This window comes from uncultured Parasphingorhabdus sp. (genome assembly GCF_963975555.1).
Lineage (GTDB): Bacteria > Pseudomonadota > Alphaproteobacteria > Sphingomonadales > Sphingomonadaceae > Parasphingorhabdus.
In genome coordinates this window covers 97233-109929 of record NZ_CAXBHH010000001.1, presented here as the reverse complement: position 1 = coordinate 109929, position 12697 = coordinate 97233, and the positions used below count along the sequence as shown (strand labels likewise).

The window sequence follows — 12697 nt, the reverse complement described above, 5'->3', positions numbered from 1 at the left end:
GCTACGAAAGCAGAGATGAAATTATGGCAATAGAAGTAAAAGTCCCGGTACTGGGCGAATCGATCACCGAAGCAACTTTGGGCGAATGGCTCAAGCAGCCCGGCGATGCGGTCGCCGCCGATGAGCCGATTGCCAGCCTGGAAACCGACAAGGTGGCGCTGGAAGTGCCCGCGCCGCAAGCCGGTGTGATGGGCGCGCATCAGGTTGCGGTCGGTGATACGGTCGAAGTCGGTGCGGTCATCGCGACGATCGAAGCGGGAAGCGGCGCGGCGACCGCTGCCAAAGCTGCTCCGGCTCCGGCCAAGGTCGAAACCAGTGTAGAAGAGTCCGATACCACGATTACCCTGTCACCGTCGGTCCGCCGGCTGGTGCTTGAACATGGTGTCGATCCGAGCAAGATCAGCGGCAGCGGCAAGGATGGTCGTCTGACCAAGGCCGATGTCGAGCAATATGTGAAATCCGGTGCCCAGAGCAGCCAGCAGGCCCCGCTAGCGGAAAAAGGCGCGGCCAAGGGCGCGCAAACGCCGCCTGCTCCGTCAGCGACCGGCAACCGCAACGAAGAACGGGTACGCATGACCCGCTTGCGCCAGACCGTCGCTCGGCGGCTGAAAGAGGCGCAGGATACGGCAGCCTTGCTGACCACGTTCAACGATGTCGACATGACCGCGGTAATCGAAACGCGCAGCAAATATAAAGAGCTGTTCGCCAAGAAACACGGCATCAAGCTTGGCTTCATGGGCTTTTTCGTGAAGGCGGCCTGCATGGCGCTGAAAGACGTGCCCTCGGTCAACGCGCAGATTGATGGCGAAGAAATCGTCTATCATGATTATGCCGATATTTCGGTCGCAGTCAGCGCGCCCAATGGTCTGGTCGTTCCGGTTATCCGCAACGCCGAAGCGATGAGTTTTGCCGATGTCGAGAATAGCATCGGCGATTTCGGCAAGCGCGCCAAGGACGGCACGTTGACGATGGCGGACATGCAGGGCGGGACCTTCACCATTTCCAATGGCGGTGTGTTCGGTTCGCTGATGTCGACGCCGATCATCAACCCGCCGCAATCCGCCGTGCTCGGCTTGCACCGGATCGAGGATCGCGCTGTCGTTGTGGATGGCGAGATCGTTGTCCGTCCGATGATGTATATGGCGCTCAGCTATGACCACCGTCTGATCGACGGTCGCGAAGCGGTGACCTTCCTCGTGCGGATGAAGGAAGCAATCGAGGATCCGGCGCGGCTTTTGATTGATTTGTAGGATTTTTCGTCATCCTGAACTCGTTTCAGGATCCCCCAAGATGCTGAAACAAGTTCAGCATGACGAGTATAGAGGTGATGTATGACCGACAATTTTGACTATGATCTTCTGATAATCGGCTCCGGCCCAGGCGGCTATGTCGCGGCCATCCGCGCGGCGCAACTCGGTCTGAAAACCGGCTGCATCGAGAGTCGCGAGACGCTCGGCGGCACCTGCCTCAACGTCGGGTGCATCCCGTCCAAGGCGATGCTCCACGCGTCGGAACTTTATCACGAGGCCCATAGCGGCGCGCTGGAGAAATTCGGCGTCAAGCTGACCGGCGCCAAGCTCGACCTGAAGCAGATGCTGGCCGAGAAACTGAAGGCGGTTGAAGAGCTGACCGGCGGCATCGCGTTCCTGTTCAAGAAGAACAAGGTCGACTGGATCAAGGGTCGCGGCGCGTTCGAAGATGCGCACACGGTCAAGGTTGGCGACAAGAGCTACACCGCGAAAAACATCCTGATCGCGACGGGCTCATCGGTTACTCCGTTGCCCGGCATCGAAGTCGACAATGACAAGCAAGTCGTGGTCGACAGCACCGGCGCGCTCGAACTGTCGAAAGTGCCGGGTCATCTGGTCGTCATTGGCGGCGGCGTGATCGGGCTTGAACTCGGTTCGGTCTGGCTGCGGCTCGGCGCGAAAGTAACCGTTGTGGAATATCTCGACCAGATTCTCCCGGGAATGGACGGCGATATCCGCAAGGACAGCGCCCGCATGTTCAAGAAACAGGGCTTTGATATCAAGACCGGTACCAAGGTCACCGGCTGCTCGGTCAAGGGCAAGAAAGCGACCCTGACCATGGAACCGGCCAAGGGCGGTGACAGCGAAACGCTGGAAGCCGATGTCGTGCTGGTGGCGATCGGCCGCAAGCCGAATATCGACGGTCTCGCGCTGGAAAATTCCGGCGTCGAAACCAATGATCGCGGCCAGATCGAGGTCGGGCATGACTTCCAGACCAAGGTTCCCGGCGTCTATGCGATTGGCGACGTGACCCCTGGTCCGATGCTCGCGCACAAGGCAGAGGATGAAGGCATTGCCGCAGCCGAATTTATCGCCGGACAGCAGGGCATCGTCAATCACGACCTGATCCCCGGCGTTGTCTACACCTATCCCGAAATTGCCAGCATCGGCAAAACCGAGGAAGAGGTGAAGGACAGCGGCGTCGAATATAAGGTCGGCAAATTCCTGTTCGCCGCCAACAGCCGCGCCAAGACCAATCGCGACACCGAAGGCTATGTGAAGATCATTGCCGACGCGAAGACCGACCGCGTGCTTGGTGCGCATATCATCTCGTCGCTGGCCGGCACGATGATCGCGCAGGTTACCCAGGCGATGGAATTTGGCGCGACCAGCGAGGATATCGCCTATACCTGTCACGCCCATCCGACCCATTCGGAAGCGATCAAGGAAGCGGCAATGGCGGTACAGGGCAAGCCGATTCATATGTAGTGTGATGGCCAGTCAGTTGATCCGTCTGTCAGGTTTGGCTTTCGCAGTCCTGATGGGCTGCATCTATATGCTGTCAGCCGGTGCACCGCGTGAGTTTTGGATCATCAACGGTGCGGCTCTTGCTTGCGCGATTGGCCTGTCTGTTTTTCTAAAACGGCTAGATCGAGGCTTCGGCGTAGTCGCTTTCACCGGTTTTGCGTTGGCGCTTTTTGCCGCAACGCTGTTCAGCGACGCGGAAATTGACGGGATTCATCGCTGGATTGCAGTCGGCCCGGTTAGATTGCATGTCGGTTTGCTTTTGCTGCCTGCGACTATTTCGCTCTTGCCAGACCTGCGGAGAGAATTGGCGCTACTGACGGTCATCGCCATCAGCCTGATCGTTTCATTGCAGCCTGATAGAGCAAGTGCATTTGCGTTGCTCTCAGGCGTGTTCGTGCTTGCGATAGCAAAGCGCGACAAGTGGTACGTCGGGATGCTAGCTATTACCGTAATCGGTTTCTCATGGACGTTGTCGCAAATTGATCCGTTACAGCCGGTTCGATTCGTGGAGTATGTGATCAGGGATGCTTGGGAATTCCATCCATCAGCCGCTGTCATTCTGGCAGTTTCGCTAATTTTGGCATTGGTGATGCCTTTATTTGGTTTGAATTCTAGGAATCAAATCCCCCTCATCGCTTCGTTGGCGACTATCGGTGGTTTCGTCATTATATCACTTTTTGGACCATATCCCATGCCGCTTATCGGATATGGTGTTTCAGCCATTGTCGGATATGGTCTCGCTTTGGGATTTTCGGCGGTTCGCGAAACAGGGGCCTGATTGGCATGAACATGAAACATCATAAACTCATGCGCTGGCATGTCTGGCTCGGCTGGCTGATCGGGGTGCCGATCATCATCTGGACCGCCAGCGGATTGTTGATGGTCGCGCAGCCGATCGAAACCGTGCGCGGCAATCATCTGCGCAGCGAAATGCCGGCGCTGGATGCGATCAAGCCGGTCGCGCCATTGCTCGAAGGACGTCAGACAAAGAGCCTGACCCTGCAGCAGAATGAAGCCGGACCCTTTTGGGTAATTGCCTATGCCGATGGTGGCAAGCGGCGAGCGGATGCCCTGACCGGCGCTTTGCTGCCACCGGTTTCTGCTTCCGAGGCCGATGCATTGGCCAGTGCTGCCCGTTCCGACGGTGCTGCGATCCGCTCTGTGACACGATTTGATGCCGACAAGGCGCCGAAGGATCAACGTAGCGGACGACCCGCGTGGCAGGTGGTGTTTGACGATGATGCGCGCTTCTATATCGATGCCGATACCGGCGAACTTCTCTCTGTCCGCACCAAATTCTGGCGCGCCTTCGATTTCATGTGGGGACTGCATATCATGGACCTGCAGACCCGCGAAGATACCAGCCACCCGATATTGATCGGATCGGCCGCGCTTGCTCTGCTCGGATCGATACTCGGTTTTGTCATGTTGTTCACCCGGCGCAGACGAAGGAAAGCATCATGAATTCGGTCTTTCTCTATAGCGCGCTTGGCTGGCTCGACCTGTTCGGGATCGCGGTATTTGCGATTTCCGGTGCGCTGGTCGCAGCGCGCAACCGGCAGACCTTGGTCACCTTCGGTTTTTTCGCGCTCGTCACCGGTGTCGGCGGCGGTACCGTCCGCGATCTGCTGATCGGCGCGCCGGTCTTCTGGGTGCAGGATGCCCGCGTACCGATCCTGTGTTTGAGCATTGCTCTGCTGGTGTGGCTGACACCAGTCAAATTCTGGCGACCGGCAGCGGTCGACTGGTTCGACGCCATCGGTCTGGCCGCTTATTCGGTTTTCGGTGCGGCCAAGGCGATGCAACTGGGGATTGATCCGGTCCCCGCCGCGATTATGGGGATCATTACCGCCAGCGTCGGCGGCGTGATCCGCGACCTGATTTCTGGCGAACCCTCGATCATCATCCGGCCGGAACTTTATGTCACCGCCGGGGCGCTTGCTGCCTCGATCTTTGTTCTGCTGGTGCAGTTCGGGGTGCAGGGATTTATCGCCGCGCTGATCGCCTTTGCCGCCGGCTTTGCATTGCGCGCGCTGGCGATCATCAAGGGTCTGTCTTTACCCGCCTATCGCGGTGCCGGAGAGAAGGAATAGCCGAACAGCTGGTTGATCCAGCCGGCGGACGCGAGTTTGTTCCGCTGTACTCCGGTTCCGCATTCCAGACATAATGCCTGGACGTCTTCGCGGACCAGCAAGCCTTGTGCGGTTGCGATGGCTTGACCAAAAATCGCCTTCTGCCGCTGTGCGGCCCAGCCGGTCACACCGGTGATCGGCGCGCTTTCCTGCCGGACGAACGGAATGCCATCAAAGGGAAGCCATGAGAGGTTGACCTGCGGATCGAGATATTGCGCGTGATAATCGCCTTCTGCCAGTCCGGCACGCTTGGCCGCCTCGGCGAGGGCTTCCGTCATGCCGCCAAAGCCGTCGACCAGACCCAGTTGACGAGCGGTGCCGCCGTCCCAGACTCGGCCTTGCCCGATTGTGTCGACCTCGGCCGGCGTTTTGCTTCGCGCAGCGGCGACCAGTTTGATAAAGTCGGCATAGCTGTTTTCAACGCCTGACTGCAGGATGGCATTTAGGTCTTCGCTGAAGCCACCGACAAAATCGGGTTCTCCGGACAATGGAGTGGTCTGGACGCCGTCGGCGGTGACGCCCCATTTGGCCAATGCTTTTTCAAAGCTGGGCAGAACCGCGAACACGCCGATCGAGCCGGTGATCGTATCGGGTTCGGCGAAAATATGATCGCCGGCCGTTGCGACCCAATAGCCACCGCTGGCCGCGACATCGCCCATGGAGATGACAATCGGCAGCTTCTTTTTTCTGGCCTCGAGCAGGGCGAGACGAATTTCCTCGCTGGCGAAGGCCGATCCGCCGGGCGAATCCACCCGGACAACCAGAGCCTTGATTTGGTCTTCATCCAGAGCCTTGTAAATCAGCTCGGCAATCCGTCCGCTGGCGGCCATGCCGGGCCCGGTATCGCCGCCGACAATTTCGCCGGCAACGGTGATGACGCCAATAGGGGAGCCATCGGTATCCCGCGGGTGTGCGGCAACAAAGTCATCATAGTCGATGCTTTTGAAACTGTCCGGTGAGGGCTTTTCGTCAGCGCCGACCTTTTCGGCGACAAAGCGTTCGAAGGCGGTCTTGTCGCCGAGCTTGTCGACCAGCTTCTGTTGTATCGCGACCGAGGCGATGTCGCCGCTTGCGGCGGTGATGAATGTAGCGGGGTCTTCGGCAAATGGCTGGATGATTGCCTGCGGCCGGGATTTTTTCACTTCGGCCTGCCAGCTGTCCCACAGCACCCCGTAAAGCGCTTCGGATGCCTCCCGCGATGCGGGCGACTGGTCAGCGCGCATATAGGGCTCGACGGCACTTTTATAGGTTCCGACGCGATAGATATTGGCGGTGACGCCAAGCCGGTCGATCAGGCCTTTGTAATAAAGGCGGTTGCCGCCGGGTCCGGCAAAGATGATTCCGCCCATCGGGTCCATCCAGATTTCTGTCGCATGGGCGGCAAGCTGGTAGCTGTCATCGCTGTAGAAACTGGCGAAAGCATAGATTGGCTTGCCAGATTTCTTGGCCCGTTCAAGCGCCTCGCCGATATCGGTGAGGCTGGTCTGCCCGCCACCGACAAAACTGCTGAGATCAAGGACAATCGCCTTGACGCGGTCATCCTCGACCGTCGCATCAATGGCGTGCACGACATCGCGCAAGCGATATTCGCGCGGGCTGTCGCTACTATTGCCGGCCAGAAAATCCTCGAAGGTCGGCGCAGCCGGTTCTTCGACAATCACGCCGTTCAGGTCGAGCAGCAAGGCACCGTTGCGGATTGCGCCGCTATTGGGTTGCGTCGACAGCAGGGCATAAAGCGCGCCGAAAAACAGCAGCATGGCGATCAGCACCATGCCATCCTTTAGTGCGACCAGAAATCTCCACGCCGCTCGCGCAAACTGCATATTCATATCCCTGTTTTGACCGGATTGACCCCACCTATATGGGATCGGGACAGGATATTACCAGCGGATAAGACGGGGGACGATCAGCCGGCCGAGAATTGCACAGATGGCTACCGCCAGCGAGTACCAGAGTCCGATATAGAATATACTGTTGAACGGGCAGTGCAGGCTATAGGCGGCCGCACCCAGAGCGCCGGAGGACATGCCGACGAGCCAGCCTGCGCGGTCCAGCGCGACCGGTGCGCCACGGCGAAGCCAAAAAACCTGTGCTGCAGCTATGCCCGTACCCACCAACATGCTGATAGCGAGGCATTCGACGCCATAGCGCGGCACGAATATCGACATATTATCCGGTGCGGCTATCATTGCCATGACGGCGGCCGTCGCTGGAAACAGCAAAGCGGCAAATAATGCCCAGACCCAGCCTTTGAAACTGTTGCCGACGGCGGGCTGGCTCATCGCAATGACGGCGTAGCTGCTGGTCAGGCCAAGCAGGAGCAAGGCCCCGCCCCGCAGGAAGAACATCGGATCCGGAATACCCATCAATATATCACCGCGGATTCCGCCAAACACGGCAACCAGCGCCGCAAATACTGCGGCGGTCATCAGGGTAAGCGCGAGCCCGTCCCGGGCTTTCAATGGTTTAACCGGCGTCAAGTCGTCGACGAGGCGATCTATCATCTTGTCTGACATCATTTACACTCTTCTATCATCATTCTGTTTCGACCATCGCAGAGAGCTTTTTCAGCCCGCGATGGATGTTCACTTTCACCAAAGATTCCGACTGGCCGGTCATCGCCGCCGCCTCGTTGATACTGAGGCCTTCAATCTTCACCAGGCCGATCACTTCGGCCTGTTTCGGCGGGATCATGCCGAGCAGTCGTTCGAGGCTGACCTTGGCGGTCACGTCCCCGTCCTGCGGATCGGCAACCATTTCTTCGTAGAGCTGGTCATGCTCGTGCCGATAAATCTTGCGCAGACTGTCGATCCAGCGGTAACGGCCGATGGCGGCGAGCCATGGGAGAAACGCTCTCGCCGGATCATAGCTCGCCCGCTTGCGATGCAGCGAGATCAACGTCTCCTGCACCAGATCATCGATCGCCGACGGGTTGATCTTCCGGCCATAATAGCGACGCAGCCATTTTTCGCATTCGGTCAGCAGGCTGGCATAGCATTGCTTGTCGCCGCCCTGAGCCTTGACCATCAACAGTCGCATGGTTTCTTCATTGGCGATCATCAGCTCAGCCGAACTTGTGGCCGAGCAACCGGTCCAGCGAGAACATCCCGCCGCCCCGCACGATCAATATGCCGGCCAGCGCAACCCAGATGATATGGGTCTGCCACCATGCCTCGGGATAGACGAACAGCTGGATGACCAGGGTCATGACCAGCAATCCGGCTGCACCGAGCCGTGTGAACAGGCCCAGAACAATCAGTATCGGCAGAAAATGTTCGGCATAGGTCGCGAGCAGGCCGGTGATTTCCGGATAGGGCATGCCATATTCTTCCTGAAACAGGAAAACCGTCGTGTCGCTCATCTGCAGCCAGCTGCCGTCTTCGACCTTGGTCCGGGCGGAACGCCAGAATATGCCGGCGAGCGCAACCCGCGTGAATAGCAGGACAACGGCTTCGGGCAGCGAACCGCTGACCATTTGAATTAGTTTTCTGATCAATTTCATCATTTTTTTATCCCCTGGACCTTGTCAGTACGCCTGCTTCTATCAACGTCACGATATGCTGCATGGCGGATGTTTCATCACTCAGTTCGAGCGCTGCGTCCAAAAGGTTACCCAGAGTCGTAATATCCGTTATTTTTCTGGCAATATCATATTCGGTCCCGGTCAGGGGATGGAATAATACCTGTGCTTCGGGGCGGGCTACCAGCAGAGCATGAGGCGTATTCGGGCCCAGTTCGGCGAGCTGTGGTGACAGCGCACCGGTCAGATCAATCAACCGCATGGCAGGATGGGCTTCGATGGCAAAGCCGAGCAGGCTTGCTTCGTCCAGCGTGGCGATGTCGCCCAGCGCCATCGGATCCGCCTCCGCTGCGTGATAGCTTTCGATCCAGGCCCATTCCACGCGGGCAAGGTCTGTTTCGGTTCCGTCGCATTTTCGGCCCGTCAGAAAATCGGCGAATCCGGCCGCGATCATGTTGAGATCGCAGGTCAGGATATGATCCTGTTCGACATAGTCGCGCGACAGGTTGTGAAATCTGTCATGGCCCATATGCTCGTGCAATTTCGGAAAGGCATTTTCGAGCGCGACCAGCCGGGCGTGGGAAATGGTATTGGCGTGCGCCTTGAGACCGAGCAGCGCGCGGGCTCTGTCCTCCGCAAACATATCATCGGGAAAATGGGCTGGTCCCTTTTGCAGGCAGGCGATGAAGCGTGACTGGTCTTCAGCGAGCGAGGGCATGACGTGGCTCCTCTGACAGGGGAGCGGCCAATATGACATTCGCTTTACCGACTTCCGCCATCAGCACATCATATTCGGGAATATCCGTGTCCCATTCGATCAACGTGGCAATCGGGCCGGCCCGCTCGATGAAGCGGCGATACAAGGCCCAGGTGATATCGCTGACGATCGAGCCGTGATCGTCGATCAGCAGCGGGCCGCTGTCATGGCGTTCGGTCGCGTGGCCAGCGAGATGGATTTCGCCGACGATTCCCGGATCGATGGCGTCGATATAGGCGTCCATGTCGAGGCCGACATTGGTCGCGGTCACCTCGACATTGTTGATGTCGAACAGCAGGCCGCATCCCGCTTCTTTGCATAGGATCGAGATAAAGTCGGTCTCGCTCATCTCGTCCTGTCTATAGCTGAGATAGCGGGAGGGGTTTTCGATCAGGATCGGGCGTTTCAGCCGGTCCTGCACTCTGGCGATTTGCGCCGAGAAATGATCGAGGCATTCCCGGGTATAGGGGATTGGCAGCAGATCGGGGTAGCGGTCATGGGCATTGCCGCTCCAGCTGAGATGGTCGGAAACCATTGCCGGCTGATAGCGGTCACAGAGCGCGGCGATCTTTTCGAGGTCATCGGTGTTGAGGCCGTCTGCGCTGCCGAGGGACAGGCCGACGCTGTGAAAGCTCAGGGGATAGACCCCGGCGATGGCGGTGAGCCAGCGGTGTGCCGGACCGCCATCGCCGAAGTAATTCTGTGGATGAACCTCAACCCAGCTTGGGCGTTTCGTAGCCGCATTGTCATCGAGTACATTGCTATAATGTACCGATTTCAAGCCTATGCCACCCATGGGAGGGAGGGAGCGCGGCACAGGCAGGGCCGACGAAACGTGAGGATCAGGAATTGCGGGCATCCACGGAATTTAGCGCACTCAGCCCTTTTTGGGAACCGGTTTCGCATTGCCCTTGTGCGCGGTCAGCGTGCCGCCGATTTTAACGCAACTGTCTTTGGCAACCATTTTCCAGGCATTGCCCTGATAGTCGGCAGTGGATGTTCCGGCGCAGCTGGTACCCGGACCGGCCGCACAATCATTCTTGCCGGCGAGCGCGACGCCATAGCATTTTTCCTTGGCACCGGCCGCCTCTGCAGCGGTGGCGGAAAGGGAAAGGCTGGCAAAGGCGGCCAGGGTCGCGGCTGCAGCGGTTGTTTTCATCAATGACATAATATTTCCTTCTTGAAATTGGGGGAACTAGTCCGAACCTGCCGAAGCGGGCTCACACTGACATTCGCCCAGCCCCTTGATCCGGTTACACCGCAGCGATCAAACAGCGTGGATTGGTGGTGAAGCGAATCGGAATGCCTAGGAAATCCAACAAAAATGCGAAGAAATATTTTCCGCCCTTTCCCTTGACGACCGATGAATAACTACTACATGGGGCCTGTTAGCACTCGGAAGTAGAGAGTGCTAATTCACATATATTCTGCTCTTCCGGTCGGCGGCAAACCGTTGGCATGAAGAGATTTGGATGGGACAAGAAAGGGAAATCTATGAAATTTCGTCCATTACATGACCGTGTACTGGTGCGCCGCGTAGAAGCGGACGCAAAGACCGCGGGCGGCATCATCATTCCGGATAGTGCTCAAGAAAAGCCATCAGAAGGCAAAGTTGTCGCAGTCGGCAACGGCCTGAAAGACGATAACGGCAAGACCACAGCGCTTGACGTTAAAAAAGGCGACAAGATCCTGTTCGGCAAATGGTCCGGCACGGAAGTCACCGTTGACGGCGAAGAGCTGATCATCATGAAGGAAAGCGATATTCTCGGCATTATCGAGAAGTAAGCGCTTCCCCGAACATAATTTCAATCAACTAAGCAGAGGAAAATATCATGGCTGCTAAAGACGTAAAATTTGGCCGCGACGCCCGCGAACGCATCCTTAAGGGTGTGAATACGCTGGCTGATGCCGTTAAAGTAACCCTCGGCCCCAAAGGCCGTAATGTTGTGCTCGACAAGAGCTTTGGCGCACCGCGCATCACCAAGGACGGTGTTTCGGTTGCCAAGGAAATCGAACTGAAAGACAAGTTCGAAAATATGGGCGCACAGATGCTTCGTGAAGTTGCATCGAAAACCAATGATGTTGCTGGCGACGGCACCACCACTGCTACCGTATTGGCTCAGGCCATCGTCAAGGAAGGCATGAAATCCGTTTCTGCCGGCATGAACCCGATGGATCTGAAACGCGGTATCGACCAGGCGGTTCTAGCCGTGGTTGCGGATCTCAAGAAACGTTCGAAAGACGTCAAGGGCACCGAAGAAATTGCCCAGGTTGGCATTATCTCCGCCAATGGCGATCGCGAAGTTGGCGAGAAAATCGCTGAAGCGATGGAAAAAGTCGGCAAAGAAGGCGTGATCACGGTTGAAGAAGCCAAGGGTCTCGACTTTGAACTTGAAGTTGTTGAAGGCATGCAGTTTGACCGCGGTTACCTGTCTCCTTACTTCATCACCAACCCGGACAAGATGATTGCGGACCTCGAAAATCCTTACATCCTGATCCACGAAAAGAAGCTGACCAACCTGCAGCCATTGCTCCCGATCCTGGAAGCTGTTGTTCAGGCCGGCCGTCCGCTTCTGATCATTGCTGAAGATATTGAAGGCGAAGCGCTGGCTACTCTGGTAGTCAACAAGTTGCGCGGCGGACTCAAGATCGCAGCGGTCAAGGCTCCTGGTTTCGGCGATCGTCGCAAAGCGATGCTCGAAGATATCGCGATCCTGACCAAGGGCGAAATGATCTCCGAAGATCTCGGCATCAAGCTGGAAAGCGTTACGCTGAACATGCTCGGTGAAGCCAAGAATGTCACGATCGACAAAGACAATACCACGATCGTCGACGGCGCTGGCAAGAAGAGCGACATCAAGGCGCGTGTTGAAGCGATCCGTAACCAGATCGAAAACACCACTTCCGACTATGACAAAGAAAAACTGCAAGAACGTCTGGCGAAACTCGCTGGCGGTGTTGCCGTGATCAAGGTCGGCGGCGCATCCGAAGTTGAAGTGAAAGAGAAGAAAGACCGTGTCGACGACGCGCTGCACGCAACCCGTGCTGCTGTTGAAGAAGGCATTGTCCCAGGCGGCGGTGCTGCGCTTCTCTATGCTACTTCGGCTCTCAAAGGCCTTGAAGGCGTCAACGACGACCAGACCCGCGGCATCGACATCGTTCGTAAGGCGCTGCAGGCTCCGGTTCGTCAGATCGCTGAAAATGCGGGCTTTGACGGCGCGGTTGTTGCTGGCAAGATGCTTGACCAGAAGAGCAAGGAATTCGGCTTCAACGCATCGACCGATGTTTATGAAGACCTTGTCAAAGCTGGCGTCATCGATCCAACCAAGGTTGTTCGTGCAGCATTGCAGGACGCTTCCTCGGTTGCCGGTCTGCTGATCACCACCGAAGCGGCTGTGGCAGAAACGCCATCAGACGACAAATCCGGTGGCGGCATGCCCGACATGGGCGGCATGGGCGGCGGCATGGGCGGAATGGGCTTCTAAACCCAACCACCCAGCTACGGCTGAAC

The 12697-nt window shown here is 57.4% G+C and carries 14 protein-coding genes; 7 read left to right on the top strand and 7 right to left on the bottom strand.

All coding sequences use genetic code 11. From position 1 onward, the window contains the following. Positions 1-23: 23 nt before the first annotated feature. From odhB to AAC060_RS00490, 5 genes are all read left to right on the top strand, one after another. Entirely contained in the window at positions 24-1250 is a 1227-nt protein-coding gene (odhB, locus tag AAC060_RS00510; protein ID WP_339821632.1) for a 2-oxoglutarate dehydrogenase complex dihydrolipoyllysine-residue succinyltransferase, read from the top strand. An 81-nt stretch (positions 1251-1331) separates the two neighbouring features. Next, entirely contained in the window at positions 1332-2738 is a 1407-nt protein-coding gene (gene lpdA / locus AAC060_RS00505) for a dihydrolipoyl dehydrogenase (protein ID WP_339821629.1), read from the top strand. A gap of 4 nt (positions 2739-2742) precedes the next feature. Then, positions 2743-3555 (top strand): hypothetical protein, encoded by an 813-nt coding sequence (locus AAC060_RS00500; protein ID WP_339821626.1) that lies wholly within the window; start codon positions 2743-2745, stop codon positions 3553-3555. Between the two features lie 5 nt (positions 3556-3560). Continuing rightward, on the top strand, positions 3561-4241 hold the full coding sequence (locus AAC060_RS00495) for a PepSY domain-containing protein (protein WP_339821624.1): 681 nt from the start codon (positions 3561-3563) through the stop codon (positions 4239-4241). Beyond that, on the top strand, positions 4238-4870 hold the full coding sequence (locus tag AAC060_RS00490; protein WP_339821622.1) for a trimeric intracellular cation channel family protein: 633 nt from the start codon (positions 4238-4240) through the stop codon (positions 4868-4870). Before AAC060_RS00495 ends, AAC060_RS00490 begins: the two co-directional genes overlap by 4 nt. On the opposite strand, the gene sppA is transcribed toward AAC060_RS00490, so the two are convergent. The 7 genes from sppA to AAC060_RS00455 all read right to left on the bottom strand — a co-directional run bounded on the left by sppA (position 4843) and on the right by AAC060_RS00455 (position 10345). Beyond that, the gene (gene sppA, locus AAC060_RS00485) at positions 4843-6738 is read right to left on the bottom strand and encodes a signal peptide peptidase SppA (protein ID WP_339821619.1); all 1896 of its coding nucleotides are present in this window, start codon (positions 6736-6738) and stop codon (positions 4843-4845) included. The two genes, AAC060_RS00490 and sppA, sit on opposite strands and share 28 nt — an antisense overlap. A gap of 51 nt (positions 6739-6789) precedes the next feature. After that, complete coding sequence (locus tag AAC060_RS00480; protein ID WP_339821617.1) at positions 6790-7428, bottom strand: DUF1109 domain-containing protein; 639 nt, start codon at positions 7426-7428, stop codon at positions 6790-6792. Between the two features lie 16 nt (positions 7429-7444). After that, complete coding sequence (locus tag AAC060_RS00475) at positions 7445-7969, bottom strand: sigma-70 family RNA polymerase sigma factor (protein ID WP_339821615.1); 525 nt, start codon at positions 7967-7969, stop codon at positions 7445-7447. A gap of 4 nt (positions 7970-7973) precedes the next feature. Beyond that, complete coding sequence (locus AAC060_RS00470; protein ID WP_339821613.1) at positions 7974-8414, bottom strand: DoxX family protein; 441 nt, start codon at positions 8412-8414, stop codon at positions 7974-7976. Positions 8415-8418: 4 nt separating this feature from the next. Next, positions 8419-9147: a putative DNA-binding domain-containing protein gene (locus tag AAC060_RS00465; RefSeq protein ID WP_339821612.1), complete on the bottom strand. Its 729-nt coding sequence runs from the start codon at positions 9145-9147 to the stop codon at positions 8419-8421. Then, positions 9131-9967 carry a DUF692 domain-containing protein gene (locus AAC060_RS00460; RefSeq protein ID WP_339821609.1) on the bottom strand — a complete coding sequence of 279 codons (837 nt, stop codon included), beginning with the start codon at positions 9965-9967 and terminating at the stop codon, positions 9131-9133. Before AAC060_RS00460 ends, AAC060_RS00465 begins: the two co-directional genes overlap by 17 nt. 96 nt (positions 9968-10063) lie before the next feature. Continuing rightward, positions 10064-10345 carry a DUF2282 domain-containing protein gene (locus AAC060_RS00455; protein ID WP_339823747.1) on the bottom strand — a complete coding sequence of 94 codons (282 nt, stop codon included), beginning with the start codon at positions 10343-10345 and terminating at the stop codon, positions 10064-10066. 335 nt (positions 10346-10680) lie between these two features. Between AAC060_RS00455 and groES the strand changes: the two genes are divergently transcribed. Continuing rightward, positions 10681-10971, top strand: coding sequence for a co-chaperone GroES (gene groES / locus AAC060_RS00450; RefSeq protein ID WP_339821607.1), 291 nt, complete (start codon positions 10681-10683; stop codon positions 10969-10971). 47 nt (positions 10972-11018) lie between these two features. Next, complete coding sequence (groL, locus tag AAC060_RS00445) at positions 11019-12671, top strand: chaperonin GroEL (RefSeq protein WP_339821604.1); 1653 nt, start codon at positions 11019-11021, stop codon at positions 12669-12671. Positions 12672-12697 lie beyond the last annotated feature (26 nt).

Coding starts and splice junctions, on each gene's coding strand:
- odhB (WP_339821632.1), top strand. CDS start 24: ATGGCAATAGAAGTAAAAGTCCCGGTACTGGGCGAATCGATCACCGAA.
- lpdA (WP_339821629.1), top strand. CDS start 1,332: ATGACCGACAATTTTGACTATGATCTTCTGATAATCGGCTCCGGCCCA.
- AAC060_RS00500 (WP_339821626.1), top strand. CDS start 2,743: ATGGCCAGTCAGTTGATCCGTCTGTCAGGTTTGGCTTTCGCAGTCCTG.
- AAC060_RS00495 (WP_339821624.1), top strand. CDS start 3,561: ATGAACATGAAACATCATAAACTCATGCGCTGGCATGTCTGGCTCGGC.
- AAC060_RS00490 (WP_339821622.1), top strand. CDS start 4,238: ATGAATTCGGTCTTTCTCTATAGCGCGCTTGGCTGGCTCGACCTGTTC.
- sppA (WP_339821619.1), bottom strand. CDS start 6,738: ATGAATATGCAGTTTGCGCGAGCGGCGTGGAGATTTCTGGTCGCACTA.
- AAC060_RS00480 (WP_339821617.1), bottom strand. CDS start 7,428: ATGATGTCAGACAAGATGATAGATCGCCTCGTCGACGACTTGACGCCG.
- AAC060_RS00475 (WP_339821615.1), bottom strand. CDS start 7,969: ATGATCGCCAATGAAGAAACCATGCGACTGTTGATGGTCAAGGCTCAG.
- AAC060_RS00470 (WP_339821613.1), bottom strand. CDS start 8,414: ATGATGAAATTGATCAGAAAACTAATTCAAATGGTCAGCGGTTCGCTG.
- AAC060_RS00465 (WP_339821612.1), bottom strand. CDS start 9,147: ATGCCCTCGCTCGCTGAAGACCAGTCACGCTTCATCGCCTGCCTGCAA.
- AAC060_RS00455 (WP_339823747.1), bottom strand. CDS start 10,345: ATGAAAACAACCGCTGCAGCCGCGACCCTGGCCGCCTTTGCCAGCCTT.
- groES (WP_339821607.1), top strand. CDS start 10,681: ATGAAATTTCGTCCATTACATGACCGTGTACTGGTGCGCCGCGTAGAA.
- groL (WP_339821604.1), top strand. CDS start 11,019: ATGGCTGCTAAAGACGTAAAATTTGGCCGCGACGCCCGCGAACGCATC.